This window comes from Microlunatus aurantiacus (assembly GCF_039536605.1).
In the GTDB taxonomy this organism is placed as follows: Bacteria; Actinomycetota; Actinomycetes; order Propionibacteriales; family Propionibacteriaceae; genus Microlunatus; species Microlunatus aurantiacus.
The window spans coordinates 74,442-95,096 of record NZ_BAAAYX010000005.1 but is presented as its reverse complement, the minus strand read 5'-3'; the positions used below and the strand labels follow the sequence as shown (position 1 = coordinate 95,096).

Annotated in this window: 19 protein-coding genes; 7 read left to right on the top strand and 12 right to left on the bottom strand. The window is 71.4% G+C overall.

What is annotated here, in order from left to right; translation table 11 throughout:
• Nucleotides 1–40: 40 nt before the first annotated feature.
• Complete coding sequence (gene pulA, locus ABD714_RS10910) at nt 41–5,857, bottom strand: pullulanase-type alpha-1,6-glucosidase (protein ID WP_344812364.1); 5,817 nt, start codon at nt 5,855–5,857, stop codon at nt 41–43.
• A gap of 174 nt (nt 5,858–6,031) precedes the next feature.
• On the opposite strand from pulA, the gene ABD714_RS10905 reads away from it, so the two are divergent.
• Nucleotides 6,032–7,369, top strand: coding sequence for an acyltransferase family protein (locus ABD714_RS10905; RefSeq protein WP_344812363.1), 1,338 nt, complete (start codon nt 6,032–6,034; stop codon nt 7,367–7,369).
• Between the two features lie 27 nt (nt 7,370–7,396).
• On the opposite strand, the gene ABD714_RS10900 is transcribed toward ABD714_RS10905, so the two are convergent.
• Nucleotides 7,397–8,035 (bottom strand): TrmH family RNA methyltransferase, encoded by a 639-nt coding sequence (locus tag ABD714_RS10900; RefSeq protein WP_425562384.1) that lies wholly within the window; start codon nt 8,033–8,035, stop codon nt 7,397–7,399.
• A gap of 82 nt (nt 8,036–8,117) precedes the next feature.
• On the opposite strand from ABD714_RS10900, the gene ABD714_RS10895 reads away from it, so the two are divergent.
• Nucleotides 8,118–8,792, top strand: a complete 675-nt coding sequence (locus tag ABD714_RS10895) for a DedA family protein (RefSeq protein ID WP_344812456.1) — start codon at nt 8,118–8,120, stop codon at nt 8,790–8,792.
• Nucleotides 8,793–8,829: 37 nt separating this feature from the next.
• Here ABD714_RS10895 and ABD714_RS10890 read toward each other — a convergent pair whose 3' ends face one another.
• The 5 genes from ABD714_RS10890 to pyrE form a co-directional block, all read right to left on the bottom strand.
• Nucleotides 8,830–9,744 carry a DUF2510 domain-containing protein gene (locus ABD714_RS10890; protein WP_344812362.1) on the bottom strand — a complete coding sequence of 305 codons (915 nt, stop codon included), beginning with the start codon at nt 9,742–9,744 and terminating at the stop codon, nt 8,830–8,832.
• Nucleotides 9,745–9,788: 44 nt separating this feature from the next.
• Nucleotides 9,789–10,457 carry a hypothetical protein gene (locus ABD714_RS10885; protein ID WP_344812361.1) on the bottom strand — a complete coding sequence of 223 codons (669 nt, stop codon included), beginning with the start codon at nt 10,455–10,457 and terminating at the stop codon, nt 9,789–9,791.
• 224 nt (nt 10,458–10,681) lie between these two features.
• Nucleotides 10,682–11,617, bottom strand: a complete 936-nt coding sequence (locus ABD714_RS10880; protein WP_344812360.1) for an aldo/keto reductase — start codon at nt 11,615–11,617, stop codon at nt 10,682–10,684.
• A gap of 43 nt (nt 11,618–11,660) precedes the next feature.
• The gene (locus ABD714_RS10875) at nt 11,661–12,656 is read right to left on the bottom strand and encodes a LemA family protein (RefSeq protein ID WP_344812359.1); all 996 of its coding nucleotides are present in this window, start codon (nt 12,654–12,656) and stop codon (nt 11,661–11,663) included.
• 58 nt (nt 12,657–12,714) lie between these two features.
• Nucleotides 12,715–13,275 (bottom strand): orotate phosphoribosyltransferase, encoded by a 561-nt coding sequence (gene pyrE, locus ABD714_RS10870; RefSeq protein ID WP_344812358.1) that lies wholly within the window; start codon nt 13,273–13,275, stop codon nt 12,715–12,717.
• A 137-nt stretch (nt 13,276–13,412) separates the two neighbouring features.
• Between pyrE and ABD714_RS10865 the strand changes: the two genes are divergently transcribed.
• Both ABD714_RS10865 and ABD714_RS10860 read left to right on the top strand, forming a co-directional pair.
• Nucleotides 13,413–13,844, top strand: a complete 432-nt coding sequence (locus ABD714_RS10865) for a DUF6325 family protein (protein ID WP_344812357.1) — start codon at nt 13,413–13,415, stop codon at nt 13,842–13,844.
• An 86-nt stretch (nt 13,845–13,930) separates the two neighbouring features.
• The gene (locus tag ABD714_RS10860) at nt 13,931–14,314 is read left to right on the top strand and encodes an SHOCT domain-containing protein (RefSeq protein ID WP_344812356.1); all 384 of its coding nucleotides are present in this window, start codon (nt 13,931–13,933) and stop codon (nt 14,312–14,314) included.
• A 55-nt stretch (nt 14,315–14,369) separates the two neighbouring features.
• On the opposite strand, the gene ABD714_RS10855 is transcribed toward ABD714_RS10860, so the two are convergent.
• From ABD714_RS10855 to ABD714_RS10845, 3 genes are all read right to left on the bottom strand, one after another.
• Nucleotides 14,370–14,825, bottom strand: coding sequence for a MarR family winged helix-turn-helix transcriptional regulator (locus tag ABD714_RS10855; RefSeq protein ID WP_344812355.1), 456 nt, complete (start codon nt 14,823–14,825; stop codon nt 14,370–14,372).
• 28 nt (nt 14,826–14,853) lie between these two features.
• The gene (locus ABD714_RS10850) at nt 14,854–15,174 is read right to left on the bottom strand and encodes a hypothetical protein (protein ID WP_344812353.1); all 321 of its coding nucleotides are present in this window, start codon (nt 15,172–15,174) and stop codon (nt 14,854–14,856) included.
• A gap of 92 nt (nt 15,175–15,266) precedes the next feature.
• Complete coding sequence (locus ABD714_RS10845; protein ID WP_344812352.1) at nt 15,267–16,004, bottom strand: class E sortase; 738 nt, start codon at nt 16,002–16,004, stop codon at nt 15,267–15,269.
• Between the two features lie 50 nt (nt 16,005–16,054).
• Between ABD714_RS10845 and ABD714_RS10840 the strand changes: the two genes are divergently transcribed.
• Together ABD714_RS10840 and ABD714_RS10835 are read left to right on the top strand one after the other, a co-directional pair.
• Nucleotides 16,055–16,969: a DUF2510 domain-containing protein gene (locus ABD714_RS10840; protein WP_344812351.1), complete on the top strand. Its 915-nt coding sequence runs from the start codon at nt 16,055–16,057 to the stop codon at nt 16,967–16,969.
• Between the two features lie 42 nt (nt 16,970–17,011).
• The gene (locus tag ABD714_RS10835; RefSeq protein WP_344812350.1) at nt 17,012–18,196 is read left to right on the top strand and encodes a pyridoxal phosphate-dependent aminotransferase; all 1,185 of its coding nucleotides are present in this window, start codon (nt 17,012–17,014) and stop codon (nt 18,194–18,196) included.
• A gap of 30 nt (nt 18,197–18,226) precedes the next feature.
• Here ABD714_RS10835 and ABD714_RS10830 read toward each other — a convergent pair whose 3' ends face one another.
• Nucleotides 18,227–18,892, bottom strand: coding sequence for a hypothetical protein (locus ABD714_RS10830; RefSeq protein ID WP_344812349.1), 666 nt, complete (start codon nt 18,890–18,892; stop codon nt 18,227–18,229).
• 98 nt (nt 18,893–18,990) lie between these two features.
• Here ABD714_RS10830 and ABD714_RS10825 point away from each other — a divergent pair, with 98 nt between their 5' ends.
• Nucleotides 18,991–19,812, top strand: a complete 822-nt coding sequence (locus ABD714_RS10825; RefSeq protein ID WP_344812347.1) for a MerR family transcriptional regulator — start codon at nt 18,991–18,993, stop codon at nt 19,810–19,812.
• A gap of 42 nt (nt 19,813–19,854) precedes the next feature.
• Here the strand turns inward: ABD714_RS10825 and ABD714_RS10820 are convergent, their stop codons facing one another.
• Nucleotides 19,855–20,610, bottom strand: a complete 756-nt coding sequence (locus tag ABD714_RS10820; RefSeq protein WP_344812346.1) for an IclR family transcriptional regulator — start codon at nt 20,608–20,610, stop codon at nt 19,855–19,857.
• Between the last annotated feature and the right edge of the window lie 45 nt (nt 20,611–20,655).

Genomic DNA, 20,655 nt, shown 5'->3' with positions numbered 1-20,655 from the left:
CTTGGTCAAGGTTTCTCATGTTACGACCGCGAATCACCTGTCACCCGTTCTGCACGAACACCGCCACCGTCCGACCGGGAACGGTGAGCGTGGCCCCCCGGGCGTCCCAGGCCGCGGTCTTGACCACCGGGTCGGAGCCGCCCGACTGCACCGGCGTGAGCGTCCAGGCCCCGGACAGCCCGGGCACGGGCTGCGCGACCGCCTGCGGTCCGGTGTTGAACACGACCACCGCGCCCCGCAGTCGCGGGTCGACGTCCCGCCCGACCGTGTCGTCGATCCGCATCACGATCACGCCGTCCTGCGCCGCGGCGGTGCCGGAGACCGGGAAGGAGACCTTCTGCCGGATCAGGTCCGCCGAGCCGAGCCGGAACAGCGGGGTGGAGAACCTCAGCTTCAGCAGGTCCTGGGCCTGAGCCGTCGCGGTCGCCACCTCCGCCGCCGTCGGCTTGAGCGCCGGGTCGGCGAGCAGCGGCTTCTGGTACGTCCACTTGGCGTCGTTGTCGGCCTTGGGTGGCAGACCGTGGCCGAAGCCGTTGTCGGCGCCGGTCCAGTCCAGGGTGTTGAACCAGTCGCCGGAGTTGTAGGAGTTCCGGTCCAGGCTCTTGCTCCGCAGCAGGTCGGTGCCGGCGTGCCAGAGCGACGGGGTCTGGGACAGCGCCGTGAACGAGAGAGCCACCGTGTTCGCCCGCACCCGCTGGTCCATCGGGGTGTCCCGGGGCAGCTTGTAGGTCAGCTCGTCGAACAGCGTCTCGTTGTCGTGGGCGTCGACGTAGCTGACCACCTCGTCGGGCTGGTCGGCGTAGCCGGCGGGCTGGCCGTTGTAGGCGATGGCGTCGCCCCGCTTCACGTCGCCGGCGTAGGTCCGGAACACGAAGGACCGGAGGTTGCCCGCCAGTCCCAGCTGGGCCAGGTCGGTGGAGTTGGCCAGCCGCGCCTTGACCTCGGCGGCGTCGTCGGGGTCGACCCCGTTCGGGTCGGTCCCGAGACCGGTGCCGAGTCCCTGCTTGCCCGGGTTCTCGTCGAACGGTCCCCCACCGCGGACGGCGTCCCGCAGCCGGTCGGAGAAGGTGCCGATCCCGGTGCCGCCCAGCTGGCCCTGGGTGGCCTGGGTGAAGCGGGCGTCATCCGCCACCTCACCGAAGTTCCAGCCCTCGCCGTAGACGTAGATCGACCTGCCGTCGACGCCGTCCTTGCGCAGCGTCAGCTTGTCCAGGGCCGACCGGACGGCCAGCATGTTGGCCTTGCTGTGATGCCCCATCAGGTCGTAGCGGAAGCCGTCGACCTTGTAGTGCTTGGCCCACAGGACCGTCGAGTCGACCATGATCTTCTCGCCCATGGTGTTCTCGGTGGCCACGTTCTGACAGCAGGTCGACGTGGTCACCGCACCGTTCGCGTCCAGTCGCTGGTAGTAGCCGGGCACCACCTTGTCGAGCACCGACGTCTTCGCGTTCCCCGAGGTCGGGGTGTGGTTGTAGACCTGGTCCAGCACCACCCGCAGACCGGCCGCGTGCAGCCCGGCCACCATGGTCCGGAACTCGGCCACCCGGGCACCCCCGTCGGCCTTGGCCGCCGTGGAGGCGTACGAGCCCTCCGGCGCCATCCAGTGCCACGGGTCGTAGCCCCAGTTGAAGGCGTCCGCACCGGCCACCGCCGTGACGCAGGCCTGCTGCTGCTCCCCGTCGGGGGCGTAGGAGGCGAGGTCGCAGTCCGGCGTCTTCTGGTCGGCCGGGTCCTCGGGGATGGAGGCGATGTCGAAGGTGGGCAGCAGGTGCACCGTGTTCAGACCCGCCTGAGCCAGGGTGCGCAGGTGCTTCCAGCCGGCTCCCTGCCGGTCGGCGAAGGCGAGGTAGGACCCGCGGTGGTCGGCGGGCACACTCGGGTCGCCGATCGAGAAGTCACGGACGTGCAGCTCGTAGATCGTCGAGTCCACTCCCCGGGCCAACCTCGGTGAGGCCGTGGTCCGCCAGGCCGCCGGTTGGTGGGCCCGGTCGGCCAGGTCGACCGCGACCGAGCGGGTCGAGTCCAGGGTGAGCGCCACCGAGTACGGGTCGGTGACCAGACCCGTCTCGACCTTGCGCGTCTGCGGTTGGTACGTGGTGACCTCGTACAGGTAGCGGACACCGCGGGCCGAGCCCGCGGGACGCCCCGTCCAGGAGCCGTCGGACTGCGCGGTCAGCGCCGTCCTGGTCGCCGCCGAGGCCGGGGAGCTCGCCGCTGAGCCGGCCGGCCAGGTGAGCAGCGAGACCGTGTGCGCCGTCGGCGCCCAGACCCGGAACGTCCCCCGGTCCCCGCTCCAGCTGATCCCGTACGTCTGCTTCTTCGCCTCGCGTCCGTAGAGGGAGTCCAGGACGAGCGCGGTCTGCACGCCGGTGCCGTCCCGCAGCCGGTAGCCGTCGCTGTACTGACCGACGACGACCTGGCCCTGCAGCAGCTTCTTCACCCGGGCGTTCGACGCGTCGAGGCGCAACGCCAGATACCCCTTCAGGTACGGGAAGTCCCGCACCACCTCGGCCGGCAGCCCGCGCGGGTCGTAGCGCAGGTCGAGGGCCTGGTCGGCCAGGATCCGCTCGCTGTCGACGGTGATGCCGGCGTCCCTGGAGGCCTGCAGCAGCCAGCGCATCATGCCCGGCTGGTCGGCCGGCGGGACCGCGTCCGCCGGCCAGGCGAGCAGACCGGGCTTCACCCAGTAGGCCTTCGCCTTGGTCAGGTCGGTCGAGCTGGCGGGCTCGCTCACCACGACGGTCGGGACCTTGGTCGTCGAGTCCCAGCGGAACTGCACGGTGAGACCGTCGGCGGGGACGCTGAACGCGATGTCGGCACTGCCGCCCCCCTCGCCGTAGCTGGTGTCCCACGCCCGGTTCAACGCGATCTTGAACGCGTAGTCGCCCTTCGGGATGTCGGCACCCGTCCAGGTGAAGATCTTGTCGCCGTCGGGATCACCCAACCAGGCGCGGAGGCAGGACGGCGCCCAGTCCGCCGGACAACCCTGCTCGGACTGGAAGCTGCCGGCCGCCGCCACCAGATCACCCTGGGCGGTGTTCTGGATGTTCTTGGTGCGGTGGTCGTAGAGGAAGGTCACCTCGCCGCCGGGAGCGGTGTAGCCGATGTCGCCCCCGTTGGGGACGCCCCCTGCCCCGTAGTTCTCGTCCCACGCCTTGTCGATGGCTACCTTGTAGGCGTAGGAGCCCGCCGGCACGGGGATGGTCGTCTTCCAGATGTCGTCGGCGGGGTCCCGCTCCAGCTGCGCCTGGTCGCAGGCGGGTTGCCAGTCACCCGGGCAGCCCATCTCGGAGTTGTGGCTTCCCGGGACGGAGGCGGCGGCGGGCTGGGTCACCGGACCGGCGCCCGTTCCCGGACCCTCGGTGTCGGTGCCCTTCGTCCCCACCAGACCGGAGGTGGTGGCCACCGCGTACCGACCGCGCAGGTCCTCGGCCACCAGCCGGTACTCCACCAGCGAGCCGTCCGGCAGGTCGGAGACGTCGTGGTAGACCGCGAACGGGGCGCTGTCGTCAGTGCCGAGCGCGGTCCACTCGGCGTCCCCGGCCAGCCGCCACGAGGTCGTCACCTGGGCGAACCGATCGTCGGCGACTGCTCCGCTGATCTTGGCCCGCCCGGTGAAGTCGGCCCCGCTGCCGGGCGCGCGGGCCAGCAGCACCGGAGCCCCCGTGCCGGCGTCGGCGCGACGCTCGGCCTTCCAGACCGAGACGCCCATGGCGGGCACGCTGACCTTCACCCGGCCGTCCCGCCGGGACGGCACGGCGGTGTCGGTCCCGTAGACCGGTCGGTAGAGCATCTTCGCGCTGTAGGTGTCGAAGTCGGCCGTGGCGGTCTTGTCCGCGTTGTTCACCGCCACCAGGTACTCCCGGCCGTCGGCGGGGTTGATCCGGCTGAACGCGTAGACGCCAGGTCCGGCGTCGGCGTAGCGGCTGATCTGGGCGCCGTCGGCCAGGGTCGGGTGCCTGCTGCGCAGCTTCGAGAGCTCCGAGATCAGCAGGTAGAGGTCGGTGTCGGTGGCGTAGCGGTCCTTGGACCCGGCGGCCGAGGAGCCGTACAGGTTGGCCTCGTCGGCGTACTGCTTCGTCTTGGTGGCGAACATGTCCTGCCGCGCGTCCTTGTCCCCGCCCGCGCCGATGAAGCCCTGCTCGTCGCCGTAGTACGTGACCGGCTGGCCCCGGGTGAGGAACATGAGCTGGTTGGCCAGCTCCACCCGCTCGAGCTTGTCGTCGGCGTTGCCCAGCAGGGCGGCGAGCCGACCCATGTCGTGGTTGCCGAGGAAGGTCGGCAGCTCGTAGGCGTTGGAATCGGTGTCGGTGTAGTAGTCGTCGCCCGCGAACAGGTCCCTCAGCACCGTGGCGTTCTTGCCGGCCACGAACTGCTGCGCCGCGCCCTGAAAACCGAAGTCCAGGGTGGCGGGCAGCTTCCCGGCCGTGGTGAAGGTGCTCGTGTAGGCGGGGTTGGCGTCGTAGACCTCGCCGAACATGAAGAAGTCGTCGTTGCCCCTGGTGCGGGCGTGCTCCAACAGCGCCGGCGAGAACTGCTGCCAGAACTCCAGGTTCACGTGCTTGACGGTGTCGATCCGGAAGCCGTCGATGCCGAGGTCGACCCAGGCCTGGTAGATGTCCTCCATGCCGGAGACGACCTTCGGGTTCTCGGTGAAGAGGTCGTCCAGACCCGAGAAGTCGCCGTAGGTGGAGTTCTCGCCGGTGTAGGTCGAGTCACCCCGGTTGTGATACAGGGTGCGGTCGTTGAGCCAGGTGGGGACCTTCACGGTCGCGTCGCCCGGCTGGTCGAACACCGGCTGGTACGGGAACGAGGTCGCCGGGTCCAGCTTCGGGAACGGCTTGTTCACGTAGTCCCGGTCGTCGAACACCGTGCCGTCCGCCGTCTTGTACGGGCTCTGCGCCTTGCTGATGTAGGTGCGGGGCACGGTGCCGCCCTCGTTCGGGTTGGCGTAGTCGATCACGTCAGCCGTGTGGTTGGTGATGATGTCGAAGAAGACCTTCATGCCCTTGGCGTGCGCCTTGTCGATCAGGGTCTTCATCTCGGCGTTGGTGCCCAGGTGCGGGTCGATCTGGGTGAAGTCGGTGATCCAGTAGCCGTGGTAGCCGGCGCTGGCGTCGGCTCCGCTGCCCTGCACCGGACGGTTCTTGAACGACGGCGTCAACCAGATCGAGGTCGTCCCGAGGCCCTTGATGTAGTCGAGCTTGTCCGTGACCCCCTTCAGGTCGCCGCCGTGGTAGAAGCCCTTGTCTCCTGGGTCGTAGCCGGTGGTCAGGCGGTCGCCGGTCAGACCGCCGCGGTCGTTGGCGGTGGAGCCGTTGGCGAACCGGTCGGCCATGACGAAGTAGAACCGCTCCTTGGTCAGACCGTTGCGCAGGCTGTCGGTGGCGCGCTGCCGGTCCGCGGCCGTGACGCGGTCTCCGCCCAGATCGGTCGGGGTGATGGTCGTCTTGTGGGTGGTGTCGTCGTACACCACTCGGAGGTCGGTCGGCCCGGCGAGCACCAGCGGGGTGTTGGCCTCACCCTTGGTGCCGTCGGCGCGGTAGCTCTCCTCCCACGCGTCGTCCAGGGCGACCTTGAACTCCCAGCGCCCCTCCGGCACGGTGAAGACCGCGCTGTAGGTGTTTCCGGCGCGGTCCTTGGCCAGCTCGGTCCGGGTGCAGGTCGGCTGCCAGTCCCCCGGGCAACCGAGCTCGGACTGGAAGCTGCCGACCCAGGCCGCGGTCCGCTCGGCGGCCCGCGCGGTCGGCGCCGGCGGCAGGCTGACCAGTCCCAGCGCGGCGATCAGCGCCAGCGTGACCGCGAGCGCCAGGCGAGCCGTCCCGCTCGGCCGACGTGAGGGTGAGGGACGGCGCACGTGGAGCTCCTTCGCTGGACCGGACGCGGAGGATCGACCGACACCCCCGAACGACTCCCGGTCGAGGCACCCCGGGCGACGCACGAGACAACCTAGATGTGACCACCGACACACGTCTACGGTTGCGGGCCGAACCACCCGCCCCGAGCACGGGGCGGTGGCACCATGACCTCCATGTCCACGGAGAGATCGGGGTCGTCGCGAGCGACCGTCGAACCGGTGCTGTCGCGGGCCGAGCGGGTCGCCGCCGCCACCCCGCCCACCCGCCACCGGGTGATCGACTTCCTCCGCGCCGCCGCCATCACCGTGGTCGTCCTCGGCCACTGGACGATCGTGGCGGTCGACCGGAACGGCATCCAACCGCACGGGGTGCTGGACAACGCCCCCTGGTCGCACCCCTTGACCTGGGTGTTTCAGGTGATGCCGGTGTTCTTCCTCGTCGGCGGGTACGCCAACGGGATCTCCTGGCGGTCCGCGCGCCGCAAGGGCGTCGGCTACGGCGGCTGGCTCCGTGCGCGGCTGCGCCGTCTCGGCCTGCCGCTGATCCCGCTGCTGCTGGTCTGGCTCGCCGCTTGCGTGATCATGCTGGCCGCCGGGATGACACCCGAACGGGTGCAGGTCCTGTCGCAGATGGCCCTGATCCCGACCTGGTTCCTGGCCGCCTACCTGCTGGTCATCGCCGTCGCACCCGCCTGCCTGGTGCTCTGGGAGCGGTTCGGCTGGTGGTCGATCGCCGGGGGTGTGGTGCTGGCCGGTGTGGTCGACCTGATCAGCATCGGCACCGGCTCGGAGCTGGCCGGCTACCCCAACTACCTGATCGTCTGGGCGAGCTTCCACCAGTTCGGGTACGCCTGGTTGGACGGCCGCCTGGCCACTCTCCGCCGCAAGCTGCTGCTGGCCGGGATCGGCGCCGTGGGTCTCGCCGTGCTGGTCGGACTGGGCCCGTACCCGGTGTCGATGATCACCGCCGCCGGCGACGAGATCAGCAACTCCAGCCCCACCCGGGTCACGATGGCCTTCCTGGGCATGCTGCAGGCCGGGTTGGTCCTGACGACCGAGGCGCCGTTGACGCGCTGGCTGCAGCGACCGCGCGTCTGGTTCGTGACCGTGGTGCTGAACTCCCGGATCATGACCTGGTTCCTGTGGCACCTCACCGCGATGGTGGCGGTGTCCTCGCTGCTGGTCGCCCTCGGCGGGATCGGTCTGGGTCTCGCGCCGCTGAGCCCGCTGTGGTGGGCGACCCGGCCGGTGTGGTGGCTGGTGCTGCTGGCCGTCACGTACGGCCTGGTGCTGGTCTTCGGTCGCTTCGAATCACCGCGGGCCGATCCCCGACCCGCCCCGGCCACCTGGCGACCGGTGGCCGCCGCCGTCTGCGTCTGCGCGGGTCTGGCGGTGATGGCCTCGGCCGGGATGGTCGGGCCGGGCGGCCTGAACCCGGTCTGGCCGCTGCTCCCGGTCGTCGGTCTGGCGGTCTTCGGGGTCCTGCTGCGGCCGGGTCGCACGAGCGTGTGAGATCCGGGGTCGTCGTGGCCCCTCAGCTCACACGTTGTCGGGCGCGGCCCACTGCAGCGCCCAGTGGTACATCGCGATGGCGGCCGCCGCACCGGCGTTCAACGACCTGGTCGAGCCGTACTGGCTGATCGACACCAGCCGCTCGCACCTCTCGACCAGCTCCTCGCTCAGGCCCGGGCCCTCGGACCCGAAGACCAGACAGACCCGCTCGGGCAGCCGGGTCGACTCCAGCGGCACCGCTCCGGGGAGGTTGTCGACGCCGACGATCGCGTACCCGTCGGCGGCCATCGCCGCGGTGAAGGCGGCCACGTCCGCGTGGTGGTGCACGTGCAGATACCGATCGGTGACCATGGCGCCGCGCCGGTTCCAGCGACGCCGACCGAGGATGTGGACCCCGGCCACGTTGAACGCGTTGGCGGTCCGGACGATCGAGCCGATGTTGAAGTCGTGCTCCCAGTTCTGGATCGCGACCCGCAGCTGATGGCGGTGGGTGTCCAGCTCCGCGACGATCGCCTCGACCGTCCGGTAGCGGAACTCGTCGACGACGTTGCGTCGGTCCCCGTCGGCCAGCAGCTCGACGTCCCAGCCGGCGCCCTCCGGCCACGGACCGGTGTGGGGGCCCACCCCGTGGCCCACCGGACCCTCTGGTGGTGAGCCGAGGCTCACGTCGCCGTTTCCTGGGGTTTCCACGAGGCCGAACGGTATCCTCTACCCGGTGACCGCACTCGACGCCGCCCTGCTGACGCCGATGCTGCTGCCGTCCTGGATGGACCCCGAGTTCCTGATCAACTTCTTCGGACCGTACGCCCTGTGGGGTGTCGCCTTCGTCATCTTCGCCGAGTGCGGGCTGTTCGCCATCCTGCCGGGCGACTCGCTGCTGTTCACCGCCGGTCTGTTCACCTCGTTGGGGATCATCCACCACAGCCTGTTCTTCGTCTGCGTGGTGCTCACCATCGCCGCGGTGCTGGGCAACGTGTGCGGCTACTGGATCGGACGACTCATCGGGCCGCCGCTGTTCAAGCCGCGGACCGGCGTGATGGGCAAGATCTTCCAGCAGTCCTACGTCGACAAGACCCACGTCTTCTTCGAGAGGTACGGGAACCGGGCCCTCATCCTGGCCCGCTTCGTGCCGATCGTCCGCACCTTCGTCACCCTGGTCGCCGGTGTCGGCCGGATGGACTTCCGCAAGTTCATCACCTACACCGCCATCGGCGGCGTCCTGTGGGCCTGCGGGATCACCATCCTCGGGTTCTACCTGGGTCGGGTCCCGATCATCCAGCACAACCTGGAGGCGGCGCTGATCCTGATCGTCTTCGTGTCGGTGATCCCGATGGTGGCGGAGTACGTGCTGCACAAGCGTCGGGCCAAGCAGGCTATCGCCGCCGCAGCCGCGACCCCCACCGCCGAGTCGCCCGACCGGTGACGCCGACCGGTGACGCCGGCCGCCCCCGGTCGGGTGGTCAGCTGACGCGCAGATCGGCCATCGCGCGCCGGATCGGCGGCAGGAACTGGGGGGCGTTGTCCGGGATGGTCCCGTAGAACAGGCCCGCTTCGCCGGTGCCGACATCGACGACCACCACGATCATCGTCTCCCCCTTGGCCTTGATGCCGGGGATGTCGAAGGTCAGGTGGGACTCGATCACGTACGCCTCGTGGCCGTCGACGGTGATCGCCGCCCGCCGGGTGTCCGTCCGCTTGATCTCGTGGTCGTCGTAGAACAGCGCCACCACGCAGTCGGCGACCACCCCGGCGCCCTGCTCGGGCCCGTAGAAACCGTCGCCGGCCAGCAACCGGGCGATCAGCGCCCAGGCGACCCACTCGGTCTGTCCGTCCGCTGAGCGCTCCACGAACGCCTGTTGACTCTGCACGTCGTGCCCGAACGGAGTCCGGTCGTCGTCCCCCGGTGCCTTGAACGGCTCGGCCAGCCGGGGGTAGGAGAGCAGACCGCTGCGAACCCGGTCTCCGGTCGAGGGGGCCGCCGGTGAGCTCACCGCCGTCGCCCGCGGGCAGGAGTCCTGACCCGGGTCCTCCACCGGGCCCGGGCCGACCGAACCGGCGACCGACCGGACGACCAGGACGGCGACGACGGCCACCGCGAGGAGCACGACACCGGCGGCCAGCCACCACCCCCAGGGGCGGCGGCGCGGGGCGCCGACCGGCTGCGCGCCGGGTGCCGTACCGGCCGCCGTGCCGCCGGGGTGCGCCGACGGCGGCACCGAGGGCCGCTGGATCGGCTGAACGTGCGGGGCCGACTCCGGCGGGAACCGGGCGTCGGGCCGATCGGTGGTAGCGGCACCCCAACGCTGCCCGTCCCAGAACCGGAACCGGCCGGGGGCACCCGCCGGATCGGGGTACCAGCCGGGCGGCGCGCTCATGGTCCGACGTTAGCGAACCGCCCCAATCCCGACCCGGACTGCGTTCACCGACCCGACGCCCGTGCTCCGGCGGCTCGATGAGCATCCGGACGGGGGCGAGCCGGCTCACCGACGAGCAGCGGGGCCAGCCCGAGCGCCCGCGCCAGCCGGGCGTTCTCCAACCGGACCTCGAGGGCCGTGAGCTCGTCCTCACCGAGCTCCCAGGCCCAGAACGCGAGCTCGTGCTCGTAGCCAGCGGTCGCCGACCGCTGGCGCCGATCGCTCCCGCGCCGCGCGACTCCCGCGATGACGAACGGCACCACCGTGGTCACCAGCACCAGCGGGGACCAGGACGGGTCGACCGGCCCCAGGTGCACCACGAGGCCGGCACCGAGCGCGGCCACGGCGGCGGTCACTCCCGGCACCGCGGCCCGGCTCCGGCCGAGCACCGGTCCCCCGTGGTGCTCCACCAGGGCCGCGTGGGTGAGTTCCTCGAACGCTCGCCCGACGCCGGCCGCGGCGAACGACCCGGCCGCCGGGACGAGCACCAGCAGGGCGAGCCAGGTGGGCGGCCCCGAGAGCAGGAGCGCAGCGGCCAGGCTCGTCAGCGCGAAACCCACGTGCTGCAGCGAGCCCGGCAGATCAGCCCGGGAGGCACCCCGGTGCCGGGCGGTCAGGAACAGTCCGGCCGCCAGCACGGTCAGTACGACGACAGTCGCATCCAGCATCGTCATGAGCCCTTCGTCCACGGATCACCGCGAAGCCCCCGATACTTCGTCCTGCATCCGTACATTCGGAGCGATGGCCGGACCGGATGGGTGTCTTCCGGATCCGCGGAGACATCGGGTCGGCGGGCCGCTCGGGCGCCGACCGCCGACTCAGGCGTGGAGCACCGGACTCAGGCGTGGAGCACCGGACTCAGGCGGTGAGCACCGGACTCAGGCGGTGAGCACCGGACTCAGGCGGTGAGCTCCATCAGGGTCAGCAGCTCGTCGGCGCTCGGCTCCCACAGGCCCGCCGCCACGTTCGCCTCGATCTGGGAGACCTTGGTGGCCCCGGCGATCACCGAGCCGACCGCCGGCATCGCCGCCAGCCCACCGATGGCGATCTGCAGCAGCGTGAGGTCCCGTTCGTCGGCGAACGACTGCAGGGCCTCGACGGTGTCGAAATCGGCGGCCGCGAGAACCTCGGACTGCGACGCCAGCCGGGTGCCGTCCGGTGCGTCGGCGCCGCGCCGGTACTTGCCGGTCAGCAGCCCACGTGCGAGCGGGAAGAACGGCAGCAGACCCTGGCCGGTGTGCTCCAGAGCCGGGACGAGCTCGGCCTCGGCCTCGCGGTGCAGCCAGCTGTACTCGTTCTGAGCCGAGACGAACGCCTCGTAGCCGCCCGTCCGGGCGGTCCAGTCGGCGTCGACCACCTGCCAACCGGTCAGGTTGGACGAGCCGATGTACCGGACCTTGCCCTCGGTCACCAGCTCCGACAACGCCGCCAGCGTCTCCTCGATGGGCGTGTGCGGGTCCGGTCGGTGCAGCTGGTAGAGGTCGATCCAGTCGGTGCCGAGGCGCCGGAGGCTGTTCTCGACGGCGATCCGGATGTAGCGGCGCGAGCCCCGCACCCCCCAGTCCGGGCCGTTGCTCCCACCCATGTCCATGCCGAACTTGGTGGCGATGACCACCTCGTCCCGGCGACCCTGGAGAGCCTCGCCGAGCAGGGTCTCCGAGCCGCCGGCGTTGCCGTAGACGTCGGCGGTGTCGAACAGGGTGATCCCCGCGTCGATGGCCGAGCCGACCACCGACGGCACGTCCTCGTCAGCCATCCGGGCACCGAAGTTGTTGCACCCCAGCCCCACCACGGAGACGGTGAGACCCGACGTGCCGAGCTGCTGGTAGATCACGAGGTTCCTTCGATCGGGGCGTGCCGGGCCAGCCGGCTCGGGACTACTGCGTGTTCGGGGGCTGGTAGCCGCCCGAGGACTGGGAGTCCGACGACGACCCGGGCTCGTCGCTGGACTGGGGCGGCGCGTAGCCGCCCTGGCCCGACGGGCTCGACTGCGGCTGCCCGGAGCCCGTCTGCGGCGGGGCGTAGTGCTGGGGCTGTCCGGCCTGCTGGGGCGGGGCCGAGTGCTGCGGCGGGGCCGAGTGCTGCGGCGGCTGCTGGTACTGAGGCTCGGCGTACGACTGCTGCTGCGGGGGCTGCTGGTACTGGGGCTGCTGGTACTGGGGCTGCTGCGGCTGGCCGTACTGCTGCTGCGGGTTCGGGAGGCTGCTGTGACCCGGGTCCTGCTGCGGCAGCTGACCCTGCGACGGCCCCGCCGGCGGCTGCTGCTGGTCGCCGCGGTAGGCGATCTCGCCGAAGCTCACGTTGGGTGCCTGCCGCACCGCCGGGTCGTTCACCTCGAAGTAGGTCGCCTTCTCGAACTTGAACACGTTGGCGATGATGTTGGTCGGCACGGACTCGACCTTGGTGTTGTAGACCCGCACGTTGGCGTTGTAGTAGCGCCGACCGTTGGCGATCCGGTCCTCGGTCTCCGCCAGCTGGCGCTGCAGCTCGAGGAAGTTCGTGTTGCTCTTCAGATCCGGGTAGGCCTCGACGCTGACGATCAGGTTCCGCACCGCGCCGGACAGCTCCGCCTCCACGTCGGCCCGCTGCTGACTCGGCAGACCACCTTCGGACTGCGACAGCTGCTGCGCCTGGCTGCGCAGCCGGGTGATGTCCTCCAGGGTGTTCCGCTCGTGGGCGGCGTACGCCCGGACGGTCTCCACCAGGTTCGGGAGCAGCTCGTAACGCCGGTTCAGCTCGACGTCGACCTGTCGCCAGGACTCCTGGATCAGGTTCCGGGACTTGACGAAGCCGTTGTAGCCACTCATCGCGACCAGCGCGACGACGGCCACGATCACCAGCAGGATGATGATCACGGTGATGGCTGTACCCATCGGGGTGCTCCTAAGCTCAGGGGTGCACCCACCCTAGGACACGGCCCGGGGCGTCCGGTCAGGACAGCCCGAGATCGGCCAACGAGATCGCGTACCGGTAGGGCAGGCCGAGCGCCTCGATCTTCTCCTTGGCGCCGGTGCCGCGGTCCACGATGACGGCGACGCCGACCACCTCCGCGCCGGCCTCCTGCAGCGCCTCGACCGCGGTCAGCACCGAGCCACCAGTGGTGCTGGTGTCCTCCACCGCGAGCACCCGGCGACCCTCCACCGGCGACCCCTCGATCCGACGCTGCAGACCGTGCGCCTTCTCGGCCTTGCGGACGACGAAGGCGTCGAGCCGGCCACCCTCCGCGGCCGCGGCGTGCAGCATCGCGGTCGCGACCGGGTCGGCACCCAGCGTCAGACCACCCACCGCCTCGAACTGCCAGTCCGCGACCAGCTCCCTCATCACCCGACCGACGAGCGGGGCGGCGCCGCCGTCGAGGGTCACCCGGCGCAGGTCGACGTAGTAGTCGGCGGTCCTCCCGCTGGCCAGGCGGACCTCGCCGTGGATCACGGCGAGCTCCCGGACGGCTTGCACGAGGGAGCGGTGGTCGGCGGTTCCGGCGAGGGGCGTCACGGGAGTCGACCCTAGTGGTCTCGCGACCGCCGGCGTGCCGTCCCCACGGTGCCGACGCGGGACCGGGTCCCGCGGGGAGGGCGGCGATACAGTCACCTCGGCCACCCCGGCCGTCCATCACCCGAGAGTGAGCGACAGTGACAGTGGAAACCTACGGCCCGGCGGATCTGTACGTCGTGGCGTTCCCCTCCGAGCACGTGCCCGGTCAGATCCGCGAGGCGGTCCTGACCACCCTGAGCAGTGGTGTCATCACGCTGCTGGACCTCGTCCTGGTCCGCCGCGCGGCCGACGGCAGCACCGAGGTCCTGGAGATCGAGAGCCTCGGCGAGGAGTTCGACCTCGACCTGGTCCAGACATCCGGCAGCGGCCTGGTCGGTCAGGAGGACATCGACGAGCTGATCGAGGAGGTGGAGCCCGGCACGTCGGTGCTGGTCTTCCTGTTCGAGAACACGTGGGCCCGCTCGATCGCCGCCGCTGTCCGCGACACCGGGGCGGTGGTCATCTCCGCCCAGCGGTTCCCCGCGGACGTCGTCAACGAGGTCGCCGAGCTCGCCGGCGTCTCCGCCTGACCCCTCACCGCCACGTCCCGCACCACCCAGCTCACCCCATCGACCCAGCTCATCCCATCGACCCAGCTCACTCGAGGAGAAACCACATGCCCGTTGGTCGTCGCGGAGGCCGTCCCGGCCTGATCGGAACCGCCGCCCGCACCGCCGTCGTCGTCGGCACCGCGAACGCGGTCAGCAACAAGCAGCAGGCCAGGTTCGGCCAGCAGCAGGCCGCCGCCGAGCAGCAGGCCGCGGCCCAGGCAGCGGCCGAGCAGGCCCGGCTGGAGGCAGCGGCGCAGCAGGCGGTGGCTCAGGCGGCCCAGGCCTCGGCGCCGGTCTCCCCGCCCGCGGCCCCGCCGGCGGCGCCCGCTCCCGCGGCCGCCGGCGCCGGTGACCTGCTCGGTCAGCTGCAGCAGCTCGCCCAGCTGCAGGCGGCCGGGGTGCTGACTCCCGAGGAGTTCACGGCGGCCAAGGCCAAGCTGCTCGCCTGACCAGCTGATCACCCGGGTGCCCGACCCGCCCGGGTCGCCCGCACCGGGGGCAGGCTCAGGCCTTGCCCTCGGTGTGGGCGATCACGTCGGTCAGAGCGGTGTGCAGCGTCCGGAGCTCGTCGACGTCCATCTCCAGCTTCGCCATGATCGCCGGCGGAACCTCCAGCGCCCGCTCCCGCAGGGCGCGTCCGGTCGCGGTGAGGATCACCCGGAGACTCCGCTCGTCCTCGGCGTCCCGGGTGCGGTGCAGGTAGCCGACCGCCTCCAGCCGCTTCAGCAGCGGCGACAAGGTGGCAGGCTCCAGACTGACCAGCTCCCCCAGCCGGCGTACGGACAGCGGCTCGTGCTGCCACAGCGCGAGCATCACCAGGTACTGCGGGTGGGTCAGCCCGAGCGGCTCGAGCACCGGGCGGTAGAGCCCGATCACCCGCCGCGAGGCGACGGCCAGCGCGAAGCAGACCTGACTCTCCAACGCCAGCAGGTCCGGTTGTGGCGTCGTCTCGGCGGTCACGTCACCACGCCTCGTACGGCCGCGCCGCTCACAGGATCCAGTAGGCGGAGACCGCCGCCGGCAGCAGACCGAGAAGCACCCACGGCGAGTACCACGCTCGCCGGTGCAGCACGAGCACGGCGGCCGCCGTGACCAGCCCGATCACCCCGGTCATCACCCAGAGCCCGATGACGCTGTCCCGAGGGAGGTCGTCGACGCCGCTGACGACGAGGTAGCCCGCCAGGACCACGGCCAGCGAACCGATGAACAACCCGATGGCCGACGACGCGATCAGGCGCTGGACGAAGTCGAGGCTCCGCTCGTCCGCCGCCGCGTAGGCCTGTTGCTCCGGGGTTCTGCTGACCGTCACTTCGCGTCCTATTCATTAGTGCACTAATTGTTAGTCAGCATAGCGCTCGGTCGGCCCCGAGGGCAACGGGGCGACCGCTCGGCCGCATCAGGTCAGGGCTTGCCGACCGTCGTGGCCAGGTGGGCGAACCCGACCGATCGATCCGGGGACCTGAACAGGTCCTGGCACGTGGTCAGCGTGAGCATCGCCGTGGTCGGCTCGTCGTCGCGGTTCCGCGGATCCGGGTCGAGCACCCAGGTCTGGGTGTCGTCCACGGTGAGGTTCGCGGGAGACCCGTCCATGACGTAGGTGTAGACGGCAGTCCGGGTCTCGATGATCACCTCGTCGCCGGCCTGCAGCTCGAGCAGTCGGGCGAACGGCTCCCCGTGGGTGATCCGGTGACCCGCGATCGCGAAGTTGCCGATCTGCCCCGGGTCGGCGGTGCCGGTGTAGTGGCCGACCCCGCGATCCAGGATGGACAGGTCGGTGCCGGCCAGGATCGGGACCTCGTAGTCGGCACCGAAAGCCGGGATGCGCAGCAGCGCGACGGCGTCGCCGGGCACCACGGCGGGGGTGAGCTCGCCGCCTGCCCTCGTGTCACGCTCCGCCGGATCGGCATCCTCCGCCGGCCGCGCCCACTTCTCCCGCAGCTCGGAGGTCTCCTCGTGGAACGCCTTCTCCGACGTCACGTTGGTCCCGACGTACTGCCACGCGACCCAGCCCAGGCAGCCGAGTCCGGCGACCAGCAGCAGCACTCCGAGGACGGTGAGCGCGGACACCCCGCGGTGGGGTCGCCGACCGCTCGGAGTCCGCTCCGGGTCGGCGACGTCATCCGCGAGGGACTGGGCCACCCCGCCATTGTGCCTGCTGCGGCCCGGGGCCGCCCCTAGACTCGGGGGCCATGAGCACTCCCGGCTGGTACCCCGATCCGGGTGGCCAGCCCGGCGCCTTCCGCTACTGGGACGGCAGCGGCTGGACCAACCAGCTGACGTCGCAGCCCGGCGGCACGCCGTCCCCGGCTCCGTCGAGCGGCGCACCCGGGCCCGCCGCGAGCTCAGCCGGCCCGACCTGGTCCCCCGCGCCGGGCGCGGCCGGCTCCGGACCGGGAGCAGCGTACGCAGCCGCTCCCCGGCGGAGCAGCCGCCGTTGGCTGATCGGGCTGATCGCCGTGGCCGTCGCGCTGGTGGTGGTCGTGGCCCTCGTCGTCCGCGGTCTGGGCGGGGTGCTGGGCGGCGTCCCCGGGTTGCCGGGCGGCGACCCCAGCAGCAACGCCTGCCCGCAGCCCGAGGCGAACAGCAGCCCGACCCCGCAGCCGGCCGACGGTCGCGTCCACAGCGGTCCGCTCTCCTACCCGCAGCTGCCCGCACCGTGGGAGCAGCCGTTGCCGAACACCCAGGTCCCGTTCGGCCGGGACGTGCTGCAGCAGTTCGTGCAGACCGAGCAGACCCCGAAGATCCGCTGGGGAGCCGCGGTGATGGTCGGGGAGCTGGTGGCCGGCGACGGCTTCTTCGAGCCCAAGGACGGCGCGGAGATCGTCCTGAAGTGCGTCACCGGCACCTTCTACGGCGACGCCGAGGTGACTCGGAACGACACCAGGAGCCAGGCGATGACGGTGGACGGCCACGAGGCCTGGATCATGGAGTCCGACCTCAGCTTCTCCATCCCCGGGCTGGAGGCCACCAACGAGCTCCTCACGGTGGTCATCGTCGACCTGGAGAACGGCTCCGCCGGGCTGTTCGCCTCCTCGGTGCCGGGCAACTCCCCGCAGTACAACGCGCCCGCGAAGCAGGCGATGCAGGGCCTGCGCGTCTCCTGAGCACGATCGGGGGGTCGCCCGCCGGTGGTTAGGGTGACGGTCATGGCCACCGTCGACGTCAGCAGCTCCCGGTTCAAGGCCGGGCGGGTGGGGTCCACCGCCGCCACGGTCTTCGCCGAGATGTCCGCGCTCGCCGTGGCCACCGACTCGGTGAACCTGGGTCAGGGGTTCCCGGACTACGACGGCCCGGACTTCATGCTCGCTGCGGCCGAGCGGGCCATCGCCGAGGGCGTCAACCAGTACCCGCCGGGTCGTGGCACCGCCGCCCTGAGGCAGGCGGTGGTCGACCATGGCCGCCGCCACTACGGCCTCGACTACGACCCCGAGCGCGAGGTGATCATCACCACCGGGGCGACCGAGGCCCTGGCCGCCGCCATCCTCGCCTTCGTCGATCCCGGCGACGAGGTGATCGCGCTCGAGCCGTTCTACGACTCCTACGCGGCCTCGGTGGCCCTGGCCGGCGGGCGGATCGTCGGTGTCGGGGTGTTCGGGCCGGACTTCGTGCTCGACCTGGAAGAGCTGCGGGCGGTCGTCACCCCCCGCACCAAGATGATCTTGGTCAACTCACCGCACAACCCGACCGGCACCGTGCTCGGCCGTCCCGAGCTCGCGACCATCGCCGAGCTGGCCGTCGAGCACGACCTGCTGGTGGTCTGCGACGAGGTGTACGAGCACCTGGTCTTCGACGGCGTCGAGCACCTGCCGCTGGCCGGCTTCCCCGGGATGCGGGAGCGGACGCTCCGGATCTCCTCGTCGGGCAAGACGTTCTCGGCCACCGGCTGGAAGATCGGCTGGGCCCTGGGGCCGGCCCAGCTGGTCACCGAGCTGACGGCGGTCAAGCAGTTCCTCACCTACGTCAGCGGCGCACCGTTCCAGCCGGCGATCGCGCTAGCCCTGGACCAGGGCGACGCGTGGGTCGCCGCCGCCCGGGACGAGCTGCAGGGCAAGCGCGACCGGCTGGCCGAGGGGCTGCGGTCGGTGGGCCTGCAGCCGGCCATCCCCCTCGGCACCTACTTCATGACCACCGACGTCCGACCGCTCGGCTACGACGACGGGGTGGCGTTCTGCCGCGACCTGCCGCACCGCTGCGGGGTGGTGGCCATCCCCCACCAGGTCTTCTACGCCCGCACCGGGGCCGGCCGTCCGTACGTCCGCTGGGCGTTCTGCAAGTCCGACCCGGTGCTGGACGAGGCAGCGCGACGGCTCGCCGGACTCAACGCCTCCTGACCGGACCCCGCGCCCGGCGACCGGGAGGGGTCAGCCCGCCGCGCGTCGCCGGTACCACTGGGTCGCGCCCGGCGTCCACAGGATCAGGCAGACGATCCCGATGTAGGTGGCAATCGGCAGCCACCACACGATGTCGGCTCGCAGCCACCACGCGGACCACGCCAACGACGCCACCCCGGTCAGGGTCAGCGCGAGCCGGGCCCACAGGCGTGGGGCCAGGATCACGAAGCCCAGGAAGAAGGCGAGTGTGGGGAAGGCGTAGAGCGGCAGCGCCAACCCCTCGACCAGGCGCAGGTGGAACCGCCGCAGGAGGTGGAACAGCGGCGCCTCGGCGTTGCTGGTGGACAGCCCCGAGGCACCCGCCGTGGCCACCAGCCAGGCGAACGACAGGGCGCACAGCCACTGGAGCGAGGCGGTCACCGTCATCGTGGCGGCCATGGCGATCACCGCAGGACGCTGCGGGCGCGACGGCGGGGCGTACGGCTGCTGCGGACCGACCCAGATCGGCACCTGGGCCGGGCGGGGCGGGTCCCCGTACGGCTGGCCGGGGTGCCCCGTGGGGACCGGGCCGGTCGGCCAGCTCCCGGGTGGGCCGAACTGGGGAGCCCCCTGTGGACCCGGCTGCTGGGCACCTGGCGGCCCGAGCCGGGCCGGACCTGGCGGGCCGGGCACCTGATACCCCGGGTACTGCGACATGGCACCCAGCCTAGGTGCGCCCACCGCACGGCCGGGCGGACAGACTGGAGGTCGGCGGTTGACCCTGACACCGTGTCAGGCCCTTTCCTGGAGACATCATGTTCAGCATCGGAGACTTCGCCAGGTCCGGCCGCGTGTCGGTGCGGATGCTGCGCCACTACGACGCCATCGGTCTGCTCCGACCCGCCTTCGTCGACCCGTCCACCGGCTACCGGACCTACCGGCCCGAGCAGCTGGCCCGACTCAACCGGGTGGTGGCCCTCAAGGATCTGGGGTTCACCCTCGACCAGGTCGCCAGCCTGGTCGACGACGACATCGAGGTCGACCGGCTCCGCGCCCTGCTGCGATCGCGGCAGGCCGAGCTGCGGGAGCAGATCGCGGCGGACACGGCGCGGTTGTCCCGGGTCGAAGCGAGGCTCCACATCATCGAGAGGGAAGACGCCATGTCACACGACCAGATCCACATCGAGACCGTGCCCGCCGTCCGGGTCGCCGAGCTCACCGCCCCGGTCGGGGGCTTCGAGCCACAGTTCATCACCCCGGTGCTCGGTCCGCTGTTCGATCGGCTGATGGGGCGGTTGACCGAGGCCGGAGTCGCCTGCATCGCCGCACCGATCGCGTACTACGAGGACGCCGCTGACGGCGAGGGCCTGATCGCCCATGCCGCCGCCCCCATCGCCGAGGACGTCGCCCCGACCGGCGTCGTGATCACCCGGCTGCCGGAGATCACCGCGGCGTCGATCATCCACGAGGGTCCGATGGACGGCGTGCTGCCGACCATCCAGACCCTCGGTCGCTGGATCGCCGACCACGGCTACCGGTCGCAGGGCTACAACCGCGAGGTCTACCACGCGTACGGCGAGGGCATGCCCGAGCCGTGGCGGACCGAGCTGCAGGAGCCGGTGACGGTGGCCGGCTGACCGACCACGACTCCACGGGCGCCGCAGCACCCGCGGAGTCGCTCAGCCGCCCAACCGCCGGGTCAGGGTGGCGGCGGCCCGGCGCACGTCGGCCACCAGGCGCGCGTGCCGCTCGGCGTCGACCCGGTCGGCCTCGAAGGTGACCGAGATGCCCGCCACCGGGTAGCCGGTCCGGTCCAGCACCGGCACCCCGACCGAGGCGAGCCCGGCCGTCACCAGCCCGTCCTCCACCGCGTAGCCGCGGGCGCGGACGGCGCTGAGCAGGGACCGCAGCTCCGCCGGGGTGGCCGGCCCGTGTCCGTCGCGGGTGACCAGGGCGTCGCGGTTCGGGAAGACGGCGCGGACCTGGGCGGCCGGCAACGCCGCCAGGACGGCCAGCCCGGACGCGGTCACCGTGGCCGGCAGCCGCACCCCGACGTCACTCACCAGCGTCCGGCGGCGGGGGGCCCGCTGCTCGATCACGTAGTAGACGTCGGGGCCGTGCAGCACCGCCAGGTGAGCGTTCTCCTTCGCGGTCGCGGCCAGCCGGGTCAGCACCGGCTGCGCGACCCGGCGCAACGGCATCTGCCGGGAGTAGCTGGAGCCCATCTCGAAGGTGACCACGCCGAGCCCGTAGCGGCGTTCCTCGGGCAGGTAGCTGACGAAGCCCTGCTCGACCAGCGCGCCCAGCAGCCGGTAGGTGGTGGAGCGGGGCAGCCCCAGTCCCGCCGCCACCGCCGCCGCGGGGACCGGCTCGACCTGTCGGGCGAGCAGCACGAGGATCTTCAGCACGGTGTCTGCGGCGGGAGCCAGGGACATGACCCCAGAGTCTCAGATATGAGACGGGTTGGGCCTGCGACCCCT